13 protein-coding genes and 1 tRNA gene are annotated in these 12058 nt (G+C 40.0%); 4 read left to right on the forward strand and 10 right to left on the reverse strand.

Features of this window, described 5'->3' with window-relative positions; all coding sequences use genetic code 11:
• Positions 1-11: 11 nt before the first annotated feature.
• The gene (locus tag QZN27_RS06260) at positions 12-1322 is read right to left on the reverse strand and encodes a prephenate dehydrogenase (RefSeq protein WP_296785235.1); all 1311 of its coding nucleotides are present in this window, start codon (positions 1320-1322) and stop codon (positions 12-14) included.
• Positions 1323-1381: 59 nt separating this feature from the next.
• On the opposite strand from QZN27_RS06260, the gene QZN27_RS06265 reads away from it, so the two are divergent.
• From QZN27_RS06265 to QZN27_RS06275, 3 genes are read left to right on the forward strand one after another with little or no spacing between them, the layout of a single operon-like run.
• Positions 1382-2443, forward strand: a complete 1062-nt coding sequence (locus QZN27_RS06265) for an mRNA surveillance protein pelota (RefSeq protein WP_296785237.1) — start codon at positions 1382-1384, stop codon at positions 2441-2443.
• 59 nt (positions 2444-2502) lie between these two features.
• Positions 2503-3465: a cell wall biosynthesis protein gene (locus QZN27_RS06270; RefSeq protein WP_296785240.1), complete on the forward strand. Its 963-nt coding sequence runs from the start codon at positions 2503-2505 to the stop codon at positions 3463-3465.
• Between the two features lie 5 nt (positions 3466-3470).
• A complete protein-coding gene (locus QZN27_RS06275) occupies positions 3471-4520 on the forward strand; it encodes a glycosyltransferase (RefSeq protein WP_296785242.1) in 1050 nt (349 codons plus the stop codon).
• 5 nt (positions 4521-4525) lie between these two features.
• On the opposite strand, the gene QZN27_RS06280 is transcribed toward QZN27_RS06275, so the two are convergent.
• On the reverse strand, positions 4526-5827 hold the full coding sequence (locus QZN27_RS06280; RefSeq protein WP_296785244.1) for an NAD(P)/FAD-dependent oxidoreductase: 1302 nt from the start codon (positions 5825-5827) through the stop codon (positions 4526-4528).
• Positions 5828-5906: 79 nt separating this feature from the next.
• Here QZN27_RS06280 and QZN27_RS06285 point away from each other — a divergent pair, with 79 nt between their 5' ends.
• Complete coding sequence (locus QZN27_RS06285; protein ID WP_292600698.1) at positions 5907-6182, forward strand: HypC/HybG/HupF family hydrogenase formation chaperone; 276 nt, start codon at positions 5907-5909, stop codon at positions 6180-6182.
• On the opposite strand, the gene QZN27_RS06290 is transcribed toward QZN27_RS06285, so the two are convergent.
• The 8 genes from QZN27_RS06290 to QZN27_RS06325 form a co-directional block, all read right to left on the reverse strand.
• The gene (locus tag QZN27_RS06290; RefSeq protein WP_296785262.1) at positions 6176-6691 is read right to left on the reverse strand and encodes an amino acid-binding protein; all 516 of its coding nucleotides are present in this window, start codon (positions 6689-6691) and stop codon (positions 6176-6178) included. The two genes, QZN27_RS06285 and QZN27_RS06290, sit on opposite strands and share 7 nt — an antisense overlap.
• Positions 6692-6806: 115 nt before the next feature.
• A tRNA-Ile gene (locus tag QZN27_RS06295) sits at positions 6807-6881 on the reverse strand.
• 102 nt (positions 6882-6983) lie between these two features.
• Positions 6984-7268, reverse strand: a complete 285-nt coding sequence (locus tag QZN27_RS06300; protein WP_296785251.1) for an iron-sulfur cluster assembly protein — start codon at positions 7266-7268, stop codon at positions 6984-6986.
• Positions 7269-7327: 59 nt separating this feature from the next.
• A complete protein-coding gene (locus QZN27_RS06305) occupies positions 7328-8239 on the reverse strand; it encodes a DUF5591 domain-containing protein (RefSeq protein WP_296785254.1) in 912 nt (303 codons plus the stop codon).
• Between the two features lies 1 nt (position 8240).
• Positions 8241-8732, reverse strand: a complete 492-nt coding sequence (locus tag QZN27_RS06310) for a TIGR00295 family protein (protein WP_296785257.1) — start codon at positions 8730-8732, stop codon at positions 8241-8243.
• Between the two features lie 5 nt (positions 8733-8737).
• Entirely contained in the window at positions 8738-9244 is a 507-nt protein-coding gene (tfe, locus tag QZN27_RS06315) for a transcription factor E (protein WP_296785264.1), read from the reverse strand.
• Between the two features lie 246 nt (positions 9245-9490).
• The gene (locus QZN27_RS06320; RefSeq protein WP_296785260.1) at positions 9491-10690 is read right to left on the reverse strand and encodes a DegT/DnrJ/EryC1/StrS aminotransferase family protein; all 1200 of its coding nucleotides are present in this window, start codon (positions 10688-10690) and stop codon (positions 9491-9493) included.
• Between the two features lie 3 nt (positions 10691-10693).
• Positions 10694-12058: nucleoside-diphosphate sugar epimerase/dehydratase (locus QZN27_RS06325; protein WP_296785261.1), on the reverse strand; the 1365-nt coding region annotated here is incomplete at its 5' end.

Genomic DNA, 12058 nt, shown 5'->3' on the forward strand with positions numbered 1-12058 from the left:
ATATAAAACAATTATCGGATTATTCCACCGAAGCCTGTGAACAGTACTTTGACCTGGTCGATATCGTCTTTGCTCAATGCGGTAATCTCAAAGGTCAGGCTGATTGAATTCTCATCAATTTGCGGTCCGTTATATGCATCGGTTAATCTTATGTTCAACAGGTTTTCATGCATGAGCACTGTTTTCTGGATGATGCCGATATTGACATTTTTTGGAAATACGCAGCTGATGGATTTTGTCACGGTCTTCTGGTTTTCAATCTTCCACTGGTGGAGTTCCTCCGGAAGCAGAATCCTGATGTTTGCAATACGCAGTTTTTTAACTTTATTTCCATCCTTCAAAACAGCGGTCTTTCCGTCAATGCTTTCAAGAATTCCCACATGAATCTTTCCGGAATAGATATGTTTCAGGCCAACTTCCTCGCCAATTGAGTCATTAAGATAGCTGTATTCATAGCTCAATGCGCCGATTGCCTTGTCACTTCTACCCAAAGCGTTTGTAATGTCTCCCATATTCTTTGTGGCCCTGATTGCAATGTCAATGAATTCGTCTTCATTTCCACTGTTGATGACGTCCCTCAGCTCCAGAACGGCTTCTGCAAAGGTATTTCTAATTTTGTCTCCATTTGTGTTCATTGACTGGATATTATATGTCAGATATGGGTTTTGGGATACGATACGGGCAATCATATCAATCATCAGGTTGTAGATTGGACTTTCATAGTCTTCGGTTTCGGATATGTTGACGCGCAGCTTTTCAATTGCGGAAGCTGTTGAAATGAATGAGAAATGGGTTAGAACCTGCACTATGCTCATCATGAAATCATGCTTTTCGGCACTGGTTTCAATGATTCTCATGTTTTTGCTGGCCAGATAATCATAAACTTTTCTGTACCATTTTCCCTTCTTGTCTGCAGTCAATACGATAACCTGATTGTCCAGTCTGGTTGTCCTCGGACCGAAAACGGGGTGTGTTGGAATGTATTCTACATTTTCAGGCAGCACTTCTCCCATGGTTTTTGTAGGGCCTTCCTTGACTGAAGTGACATCGACCATGAGCGAACCGCTTTTCATGAACGGCGCAACTTCACGGATGACGTCGCAGGTGTGCTGAATAGGCACCGAAATCACTAAAATATCGCTTATATTTGCAAGCCCTTCATTGGACTCAATGTAATTAACGTTCAATTCATCTGCAACCTGTCTGCCCTTTTTGTGGTCACGACCGGTAATGTATACATCAAATTCGTCTCTGAAATAATAAATCAGGGTCTTACCCAAACCGTCGCTTCCACCGATAATTCCAACATTCATTTTAATCATTAATAATTTTAGTAATGATACATTATATAAATTAGTAACAAAATAAATTATTTTGAATTATGAGAATCGTAAAAGAAAATGAAAAGGAAGGAATTGTAGAGGTTGTTCCGGAAACATTGGACGATTTGTGGCACCTGTCACACATTATAGAAGTTGGCGACAATGCCTCATCAAGGACAACCCGCAGAATTCAGGACACCACTGGAGACAAGACTCGCGGAGACAGAGGCGTTAAGAAAACATTTTACTTGGGTTTGGATATTAAAAACATCTCGTTTCACCTCTTCACAGGTAAATTGAGACTGACAGGAGTTATCACAAAGGGTCCGGAAGACCTGATACCTCTCGGATCACATCACACCCTTGAGGTTAAGCTGAATGTTCCACTGAAGATTACAAAATCAAGATGGCCAAAATGGGCTATCAAAAGGATAAACCAGGCAATTGAGGCATCAAAGAAGCTGTCCGCCATCATTGTGGTTCTGGAGGATGACACCGCAACATTGGGATTGATGAGACAGTTCGGAATTGAATATTATGGTCCAATAAAGGGTCATGTTTCAGGAAAAAGGATTGTTGACAAGAACAGGCAGAAAAACATCATCCAGTTCTATGAAAAGGTCATTGAATCCATTGTCAAATTCGACTCGATTCAAAACATCGTTATCGCAGGACCGGGATTTGTCAAAAACGATTTCTATGATTATCTGAAGGACAAGCACCCTGATTTGGCAAAGATTTCAATAGTCGAATCAACAGGTTCCGGCGGAAGAAACGGAATCACCGAAGTCCTCAAGAAGGGAACGGTTGAAAAGCTGACCTCGGAAAACCGTGTGGCCCTGGAGATGGGAGCTATTAATAATCTGTTGTCTGAAATAGGAAGGAATTCATCAAAAATAGCGTATGGTATCAGACAGACCCAAAATGCAATCAATTTGGGTGCAGTCTCTCAGCTATTGATTCTTGATACTAAGGTGGCCAGCGAAAACATGGGTGAGGCCATGGACATGGTCGAGAACATGAAAGGCGAGGTCATGGTTGTAAGCAGCGAACATGAGGGCGGAAAGCAACTGGAAAGCCTTGGAGGAATGGCTGCGATATTAAGATATCAGATTGATTAAGGTTTATATATTAAAAAAATTATAAGTTATAAGTAAGATTTTTTTAATTAGTGATTTATATGATGTATTCATCGATATTTTTTGCATTAATATATGTTTTTGTTGTTACTGCAGTAGGTACAGCAGTAATAGACATAATATTCCGCTTTTTAGGAAAAAGGGGCTATTTGGGAAACCTCTATCCTAATGTAAGGGGAGGAATTCCACGTGCTGTCGGCATAATTCCTGCCTTAGTGCTGTCCTTTTATATGCTGCCGGGATATAACAATCTGATTTTGATAATAGGTATTTTTGCATTCATCGATGATGTCATGGGAAGAAAGCCCTCACCGTTTGGAATCGAATGGGGCCAACTTTCAAGAGGGATAGGAATCCTTCTGGTCATGATTGTCGGAATATCCGAAGGATTGGGTGTTTCAGCCATTTTCATTGCGTTGATGGTCCAGCCGTTAAATATTTCAGACATGCAGCCTGGATCCTGCTGTATTGTAACAATCATAATGTCCGTTTTGACAATTATCACAATGCTGATAATCGGTTCACCTGCAGCTGAGGAATTGCCTGCAATTTACACTCCATTGCTGCTCCTGGTGGTTTGTATGGCTTACTCTCCGCTTGACTTTTCCGGAAAGATCATGTTGGGCGAAGTTGGAAACCATGTGTTCGGAGTTTCATTGGGAATTGCATTTTACATCATGGGAGGACTGGTTGGAGTTCTGCTCTTTGGAATCATAACCACAGCCTTTATTGCATTTGTTAGAAGACAAAACCTGAATGTGTTCCTCAGAAATAATTTGGGAATAGTTTACCCGACATTCGGGGATTACTTTATGGACGTTTTAACAGGTGGAGGATTGGGAGACCTTCTCAGGAAATGGATATTGAAAGACAGACAGTTTAATGTCACCAATCCGCTTTTGATTTCACTGGGATTCAGAAGACTGTTATACAATCCTCATGCATCAAGCTATAGGAGATATGCTCCTAAAAATTATATTCCTCGTTTAGGTAAAGGAGAATGAGTTTTATGAAATGTTTATTTATTGTTACAGGCAGGGGACTTGGCGGAGACGCAATGACTGCTTTAAACGCTATGAAAGCACTTGAAAAAAAAGGCGTTGAGTGTGAAATTGCCCTTGATGCATCCGCTCACGGAACCTTATTTGAAAAGCATGGATACAACTGGCATAAGATTTCAGTTCCTCATGCCGGAGGACACTCTGCAACCAAACTGTCCGCTATTAAAGGCGCTTCAAAATTGCTTGTCGCCACTTTTAAGGCACGAAGCCTTATTAAAAAATTGAAGGTGGATTTTGTAGTTGGCGTATTGGGTGGAGGTGCCATTGTCGCATCTCTTGGAGGTAAGGCTGCAAGAAAACCGACATTTTCCCTGATTTCAACACCTCTCGATTCAAAAGTATGTCCTAAATTCAATCAGTGTTACATTCTGCCTGAACTGAACATGTTCAGATGGGATGAGCTTCCAAAAAATACCGCCAAGGCATTTTACCCGTTGGCTGAAAACATGGGGGATGGTGTTGAGGCAAAGGCACTCGAAAAACTGAAGGAATATCCTAATTTTGATGAAAACAAAAAGACAATCGTATTCTCATCAGGGTCATCCATCTTTAAGGGAATGATTGATGCAATCAACATAGTTGCAGACAAGACCGATGAATACAATCTGGTTTTGGTAGGACTTCCTTTAAAGGAGGAATACGGTGAGCTCATCGATGAGAACAAGATAATCTATGCAGGTTACATTGACTGGATTAATCACCTGTTCAAATTCGCCGATTTGACTGTCCTGACTGATGATGGTGTATCTTTGGAAGAGGCATTTACCAATGGAAAGCCTATTGTTGCCCTTGCGCGCATCAAATGGGGAAGATATCAGAACATGGCCGGTGTATTCAAGGGTGCAATGATTGAGTCAAGCGTTGAGGATGTCTGTGAAAGCATTGATGAGGCTTTCAGAAACTATGATTCCATGCAGGAAAAGGCTTTGGTTTATGGTAAGCAGTGCATGGCTGCCGCTGATGATTTGGCGGATGATATTTTAAAAAGAGTTAAATAGTGGCATTATAGCCACATATTTTTGATTATTTTGTAGTTTGTATCGGTTGACGGATGGATCTCTATGAATTCCCCATAGTCATCCAGGTCATAATCCATTCTCATCAGGTATGAGAGATATGCCACGTCGCTTACGGAAGACGGGGAAATGTGGTTGATTTTATTTAATTTATTTCTGTTTTTGTCGAAGTCTATTTCTGTAAAACCGGTTTCTCCATCAAGTATTTTCCAGAATGCTCCCGGACCGCCGATTCCCGGAAATGAAATTGTTGCCTTTTCATCATCACTGAGGTTCGCTTTTTCATTTTTGACAAAACTCACTTCCATGTTCAGACTCAATGTTTGAGGAATGCAATCGTAGGTCATCTTATTTCCATATCCTGCCATGTTCCTTGCAGCTGTGATGCCCTCCTTTCTAGCTACTGGAGTCAGCTGGTATCCTCCGGTAACATCACCTGCAGCATATACATTACTCAGGTTGGTTTGCATCATTTCATTGACTTTAATGGTTTTGTCATCATTCAGCTCAACAAAGCCTTCAGCGATTTCACTGTTTGGTGTTCTGCCTGTTGCAAAGAATGGAACCCCTTCCAGTTCCTCGTTGTTGTCTGTGAGGACCTTGTTTTCAAAGACTTCACTCACGCCGGTGTTTTCCAAAACGTTGACATCTGGAATGATTTTTTCCAAAACGTATCTTCTGGTGTTTTCGCCGAGTTCCTTCAGGAATTTGCTTCTTGCAAGGACATTGACCTCACTGCCGAGTGTGGCATAGATGTTGGCTATCTCACAGGCGATGATTCCTCCGCCGATAATGTTCAGCTTTTCTGGAACCTCATCAAGCTTCAGGATGTCCTTGTTGGTCAGTCCAAATTCCTTTCCCTTGACATCCGGAATGAACGGGCGGGCACCGGTTGCTATTAGGAGGTTATCGTATTCAAAGCTTTCACCGCCGACAGCCACTGTATCTCCTTCAATGCTGGCCTCTCCATAAATTACATTATTTCCGACGCTTTCGTTTTCCATCTGATTCAGCTTACGAAGCATGACCTGTGTTTCTGTAATCTTTTCAACGATCTTGTCATATGAGATTTCGATTTGGCTTTTTAAAAATCCGTGATTGTTGAACCTGTTGTTTTCGTCGATGAATTTGGTAATGTCTGTAAGTGCGCATATGACCATGCACCCTTCGTTCAGGCATGTGCCTGCAATATGGTTTTTCTCAATTAAAGTAACCTCTTCACCTAATTTTCCAAGCTCTAAAGACCCTAATCTTCCAGCGGGGCCTGATCCGATAACAATATTTTTCATTATAACACCCTTTAGATAGTTTTATATAATACAAACTTTTAATATTAATAATATATTAAAATTTTGGAGATAGATAATTATGTGTATTGCAGCACCCGCTCAGGTTGTTGAAATCAACAGAGAAGATAACTGGTTATATGCTGACTTTGGTGGAGCAAGACAACAAGCAAAATTAGACCTTTTACCTGAGGTAGAGGTTGGAGATTATGTTTTAATCCATGCTGGTTATGCAATAGAAAAATTAACAGAAGAAGCTGCTAAAGAATCTTTAGAAGCTTGGGAAGAACTTTTAGAAGTTCTTGAAGAAGAAGACAGAGAAATGGAACAAGCAAGAATGAATGCTGAGAATCAGTAGATAGACACTCTTGTTACTCCTTTTATTTTTAAAAATTCATTTATCAATTCGCCCTCAACGGGCTCTTCGGTAATTATTGTCAGTATAGGATTTTTCTGAAGCTCAGTATCTTCAGCATAAGCCTGTCTGATACTTATTCCTTTTTTTGAAATTAGATTTGTAGTGCTTGCCAATATTCCTTCACTTTCAGATCCCACTTCTATTTCGATTACTCCCAATTCAAGGTTTTTGGCAATGTTTTTGAGAAGTGTTCCGGCAGGTATTATGTTGCTGAAGAGGTTATACAGTTCCGCATCGTCCTTGATTATTTCAATTGTTGATTTTATTGCGCGTCTGTCAACTTCAGCTGCACTTGCAAGTGCCTTATCGCTTATTTTCAGGTTTCCGCAGTAGATTCTGCCGTCATCCTTCAGTGACAGTCCAAGTTCAATCATCTTTTCAGCTACCCTTAATCTTGCAGGGTATTTTTTGAATTTTTCATTCACCTTTTCCCACATTTTAATCATCATTCCTACTTTTTGTACATTCAAGTTATTATTTGTAGAATATGGTATATAAAAATTTTTAAAAAATAGTCGATAAAATTGTCAGGAAATTGAAAAATTCTAGAAAAAAATAGTTTAGTAGGCTAGATGGGATTCGAACCCATGACCTCCCGGTTATCAGCCGAGCGCGCTAACCAAGCTGTGCCACTAGCCTATGAGATTTGTGTGACAGTTAACTGTCAACACTAATACTTATGTTTATTACTATATATAACTCTTTCGGTTAAACATAGAATTTAATTAAAAAATTAAAATATTATCTGTTAATCATTTCGTTGATGGATTCTGCCATTGCATGTCCTTCAACAGTAATGATTGCTTTTTCAATTCCTTCAACGTTTTCAGCTCTGATTTTAGCATCAGCAGCGATACGTGTAATACTCATACAACCTGGGTTGGTTGGTTTAAGAGTAATTTCAGCTTGATCACCGTCAACGGTAATATTTTGTACAATGCCCATTTCTACAATACTGATTCCCATGTGTGGGTCATTAATTGGAGTAATAGCGTCTTTAATATCATTTACTAAATCTTCTGACATAATAAGTCTCCTATAATTTATGTATTTATAGTTATCAATAATGGTATTTATATATGTTGTTATTTTTTCAGGCGATGCTTTAATTTAACGCCGATACCATTACTGCATTCTTCCATTTCACGACCGGTCATTACAGCCCTGCCCACTCCAACGACGGTGTCGTCACGAACAACAACCACTTCGTCGCCCGGAATGATTTTATGGTCTGCCTTTTCAATTCCCGGTGCAAAAACAGTATTTGTTTGGAGGTCAAAATCGATGTTTACAATATGGATTCCTAAATCTTTTAAGATTTCGCCTCCCGCTAAATTTAGTCTGAATAATCCATAATCTTTATTCAATAAAGCCAATTGGGTACCGTCGGATAAAATTCTTTTATGGTACATTCCTTTGGTCTTGACATTATCTGGGATAAATTTATCCCCATTTTCGCCAAACTGGTATTTGGCAATTGATCTTAGTCCGTGTATTGTCTTGTCTTTTCCCTTCACCCTTTGGTAATTCTTAAGCTCCATTCTTAAGTTATAAAGTGAATCAGGTGAAGTCGGACGTTCATCTGCACAGACATTGACAAAATCATCAACATAGGCTTCCAATGATTCCAGATAGCCTCCGGCAAGATTTGCCACAATGTTTTTGCCTTCACAGTATTTTGCTATCAGCCTGCCGCTTTCCTCAATCTCATCCGCTGACCAGGAGCCTGTTGTGCTTACATCATATGACTGAATCGGAAATGTGTTTTCAAGTTCCCTTGGACATATTCCGAAAGGGGAAGTTACAATCAGCTCTTGAAATGATCTTGTCAGCTTTCTGAACTTCTGATGTGATTTGGAATTGGAGTACGGTTTTTTCATGCTGCACGGCAATAGGACAACAGTGTCGCCTAAGGGTTCCATCATTTCCATTCTTTGTCTCCATCTGACCGCTTCCGGGCGATACAGGGACTCTTCACTTGAACATATTACCTTCATACTATTCCTCAAAAGCCTTTATCAGTTCATCATCAAGTTTTTTCAATCTTTCAATATTGTCATCGCTGTCCTCAATCGTTCTCTGCCATTTTCTAATGACGAAATCAACATCCACCTCTTCAGTGCCGCTTATCAGATTGTCTGCATGTGCAACAATTTTTTCTTCAAGCGTTTGCGGAACGTAGGATTTTTCTGGAAGTCCAAGCTTCACGGCCTCTTCAGCGGTGATTCCCGCACCGATATGCCTTTCAATGATATTCAGCACATCAGTGGTGCAGCCATATTTTGAAGCTATTTCAACTCCGACGATGGCATGCCTTATTCCATGGGTCTGTGACCTTCCGATATCATGCAGCAATGCGCCTCTACGTATCAAATCTTTATCGGCATCATCAAAATTAGCGGCTATCTTCATAGCCTTCTTGCAGACAGCTTTGCAGTGCTGGATAACATTTTCAGGAGTGTTCTCCTTTTCAAGCAATTTAATTTCCATTCTATCTATTTTTTCTGTTTTTTGTTAAATGAATTTAAATCACTTTTGGTTAATTTGATATCCTTTTTAATCTGTTTGATTATTTCGGTGTTGTCCTGGAATTCCAATTCCTTTAAGCAGACGCATAGGAACTCTTCGTCTGAAGCTTCATCGAAATTGTATCTCACATGGCCTAACGGACAGACGAAAAACATGTTGTTTTCTTCGTATTCCAATTTTTCATTAAGCTCTTTTAATTCCTTTTCGCCTTCTTCGTTTATTTGCCTTACCAATTCATCTTCATCAAATTTCCATGAATAGGTGTACCATTGGGTTTCAGGATCTTTGCTTCTTTTATAATTTGCAATTTTTAAATCATAAAGTTTGTATAAAAATTTCCTTACGATATTCAATTTGATTTCTGTCTTGTTTGATATTTCCTCATCGGTTTCAATGCCATCAATCAATGCTTGAATAATAGGAATGATGGTTTTTTCAACGGTGTCTTGTATATCCTTAGCGATATATTCTATATCTTCTTGTGATAGGTTTAATGTTCTTATAAGAGTATCAATTCCTTCGGGGGTTTCTTCATCCGGATAATATTCTTTAAATCTTTTTTTAAGGTTTTCTTCATGTTCCTTTTCTACTATTTTAGACAATGATTTTTTTACCAATGGATTGTTTAGCATTTAATTTCCCCTAATATATCTGTAAAGATAAAAATAATAAAATTATTATTAGTTATATTCTTTTTATTATAAAAATATATCTAATATTTAATATTCTTTTAAAATTTCTAGTAAGTTTTTGGCAATATAGTCCACTTCATCATCGCTTAAGGTGGAATAAATCGGCAGACTTATTTCATTTTCAAACAGGTGATATGCATTAGGATAATCTTCAATGTTGAATCCCAAATTCTTGTATGCTGTCAAGAGCGGAAGCGGCTTGTAATGGACGTTGGTGCTTATTCCGCGTTCTTCCATTTTTACGATGATTTCATTTCTCTCTTCCAGGCCCATGCCTTCAAGCCTTGCCAGATACAGGTGGCCTGATGATTTGTGGTTTTCACCGGTATGTTCAGGCATGACAACTCTTGTGCCCTTGAATGCCTCTTCGTATTTTTCAATGATTTCATGTCTTCTTGTTAACATGGAGTCATATCTTTTTAACTGGCCGAGGCCTATTCCTGCCTGAATGTCAGTCATATTGCATTTGTAAGCCGGAATCAGGATATCGTATTCCCATGATCCTTTCTGGGTTTTTTCCAATGCGTCTTTGGTTTGGCCGTGAAGTGAATAAATCTGATATTTCTTATAGAGTTTTTCATCGTCCAGGCCGTCATGTGATTTCCAGGTTACCGCTCCTCCCTCTGCAGTGGTCAGGTTTTTGACGGCATGGAATGAAAAGCAGGTGAAATCAGCGAATGCTCCGGATTTTTTGTTATTTTGAACGGCACCGAAACCGTGGGCTGAGTCTGCCACAACGATGATTCTGTTGAACGCTTCCTGAATATCATTGGATGGTGTGAACAGATCCTTTTTGGCTTCAACCACTTCAAATATCTTATCGTAGTCACATAGGATGCCTGCAATGTCAACAGGTATGATTGCCTTTGTTTTTTCGGTGATTGCTTCAGCCATTTTTGAATAATCCATTTCCTCCCTGTCTGTTTGGCTGTCAACCATTACAGGTGTCGCTCCGACATGACAGATCACGCTGCAGGAAGCGGTATAGGTGTATGCAGGCACGATTACCTCATCGCCTTTTCCGATTCCCAATACTCTCAGGGTCATTTCCAAAGCGGTGGTTGCTGCGCTCAGGCAAACTGTTTTTGCACTGCCGCAGTACTCTGTGATTTGCCGTTCGAATTCCTTTGTTTTAGGTCCGGTTGTAATCCAGCCTGATTTGAGTGCAGCTACTACTTCCTCTATTTCTACATCTGTAATGTCCGGGGGTGAAAAAGGTATATTCATTGTCTATTCTCCATTAACTTCTTCAGGTTCCTTATATGTAGGAACGCATTTTTTCATTGTCTCTTTGATTTCCTCTTTAGAGGTATTCTCGTTATTCAGGATTTCCCTAAACATGTCCAATTTATCTTCGACATCATCCATTGTCAAGTCCATAGGCTCTGTGATGAATATCTTTTCATGTTTAGTTCCTTCCAGGTTTTCTTCATCCATCAGCAATTCTTCGTAAAGCTTTTCTCCAGGTCTCATTCCTGTGATTTCAATTTCCATATCCTCTCCGAGTGTATATCCGGATAGCTCGATTAGGCTTTTTGCCAGGTCATAGATCTTGACCGGCTCTCCCATATCCAGAACGAATATCTCTCCGCCTTCCGCATAGGTGATTGCCTGAAGAACTAAGGCCACCGCTTCAGGTATTGTCATGAAGAATCTGGTGATTTCCTTGTGGGTTACGGTTAAAGGTCCGCCGTGAGCCATTTGCTTTTTGAATAGCGGAACAACGGATCCGTTACTTCCCAAAACATTTCCAAAACGAACGGCCACATATTCGGTATCGCTTTTTTTGTCCTTGGCCTGGATTATCATTTCGCATAGCCTTTTGGTGGCGCCCATGATGTTTGTAGGGTTGACCGCCTTGTCGGTGGAAATCAGGATAAAACGCTTAACGTTATACTCATCGGAACAGTTTACAAGATTGTATGTTCCGAACACGTTATTCTTTATCGCTTCTGTCGGGTTGTTCTCCATCAGAGGCACATGCTTGTGTGCCGCAGCATGAAATACGATTTCAGGCATGTATTTCTCAAATATTGCATCCAGCCTTTCCTTTTCACGGATATTTGCAACAATTGCTCTTATGTCATTGTTCGGATGATTGGTTTTAAGTTCCAGTTCAATGTCATACAAGCTGTTTTCATAGTTGTCCAGAAGCAGGAGCTGTTTTGGATTGTGAATCATAATCTGCCTTGTAAGCTCAGAGCCGATTGATCCTCCAGCACCGGTTACCAGAACGACCTTTCCCTGAATCAGGTTCTTGATGTTCTGGTTGTCAAGCTCGATAGGGTCTCTTCCAAGCAGGTCCTCAATTCCCACATCCCTCAGGCTGTGGTAGAGGTTCTCCTCTTTTATCAGTTCGGTCAGGCTTGGAAGGACTTTCACTTTGGCATTTGTTTTGCTGCAGATTTCAAGGATTTCCTTCTTGTTCTTATTGTCAATGTTCACGATTGAAAAGAATATCTCGTCAACGTCGTTTGCTTCACAGATTTTTATGATGTCGTTTCTGTCTCCGATGATTTTTACGCCTGCAACGGAATAGCCGATACGCTTTTTGTTGTCATCCACAATTCCGACAATGTCGTATTGTCCCTTTAA

This window comes from uncultured Methanobrevibacter sp. (assembly GCF_900316895.1).
Lineage (GTDB): Archaea > Methanobacteriota > Methanobacteria > Methanobacteriales > Methanobacteriaceae > Methanocatella.

Coding starts and splice junctions, on each gene's coding strand:
- QZN27_RS06260 (WP_296785235.1), bottom strand. CDS start 1,322: ATGATTAAAATGAATGTTGGAATTATCGGTGGAAGCGACGGTTTGGGT.
- QZN27_RS06265 (WP_296785237.1), top strand. CDS start 1,382: ATGAGAATCGTAAAAGAAAATGAAAAGGAAGGAATTGTAGAGGTTGTT.
- QZN27_RS06270 (WP_296785240.1), top strand. CDS start 2,503: ATGATGTATTCATCGATATTTTTTGCATTAATATATGTTTTTGTTGTT.
- QZN27_RS06275 (WP_296785242.1), top strand. CDS start 3,471: ATGAAATGTTTATTTATTGTTACAGGCAGGGGACTTGGCGGAGACGCA.
- QZN27_RS06280 (WP_296785244.1), bottom strand. CDS start 5,827: ATGAAAAATATTGTTATCGGATCAGGCCCCGCTGGAAGATTAGGGTCT.
- QZN27_RS06285 (WP_292600698.1), top strand. CDS start 5,907: ATGTGTATTGCAGCACCCGCTCAGGTTGTTGAAATCAACAGAGAAGAT.
- QZN27_RS06290 (WP_296785262.1), bottom strand. CDS start 6,691: ATGATGATTAAAATGTGGGAAAAGGTGAATGAAAAATTCAAAAAATAC.
- QZN27_RS06300 (WP_296785251.1), bottom strand. CDS start 7,268: ATGTCAGAAGATTTAGTAAATGATATTAAAGACGCTATTACTCCAATT.
- QZN27_RS06305 (WP_296785254.1), bottom strand. CDS start 8,239: ATGAAGGTAATATGTTCAAGTGAAGAGTCCCTGTATCGCCCGGAAGCG.
- QZN27_RS06310 (WP_296785257.1), bottom strand. CDS start 8,732: ATGGAAATTAAATTGCTTGAAAAGGAGAACACTCCTGAAAATGTTATC.
- QZN27_RS06320 (WP_296785260.1), bottom strand. CDS start 10,690: ATGAATATACCTTTTTCACCCCCGGACATTACAGATGTAGAAATAGAG.